Source organism: Streptomyces sp. P17, from assembly GCF_032436805.1.
Taxonomy (GTDB): domain Bacteria; phylum Actinomycetota; class Actinomycetes; order Streptomycetales; family Streptomycetaceae; genus Streptomyces.
This window is the reverse complement of record NZ_JAVRBF010001026.1, coordinates 1-261: the sequence shown is the minus strand read 5'-3', so window position 1 is coordinate 261 and position 261 is coordinate 1. Positions and strand designations below refer to the sequence as shown.

Annotated in this window: 1 protein-coding gene; it reads left to right on the top strand. The window is 67.0% G+C overall.

From position 1 onward, the window contains the following. Nucleotides 1-66: 66 nt before the first annotated feature. Nucleotides 67-261: PLP-dependent transferase (locus RMT89_RS43830; RefSeq protein WP_315889333.1), on the top strand; the 195-nt coding region annotated here is incomplete at its 3' end.

The window sequence follows — 261 nt, the reverse complement described above, 5'->3', positions numbered from 1 at the left end:
GCAAGGACTTCCTCGGCCTCATCACCCGCATCGACCTGATCAACCACCTGCGCCGGGTGGGCTGAGATGACCGATCAAAAGAACCGCCTGGCCTTCGCCACGCGCACCATCCACGGCGGGCAGTCGCCCGATCCGCTCACCGGCGCGGTGATTGTGCCGATCTACGCCACCTCCACCTACGCCCAGCAATCGCCGGGGGTGCACAAGGGGTATGAGTATTCGCGCTCGGCCAATCCCACGCGCGGCGCCTTCGAGCGCGCC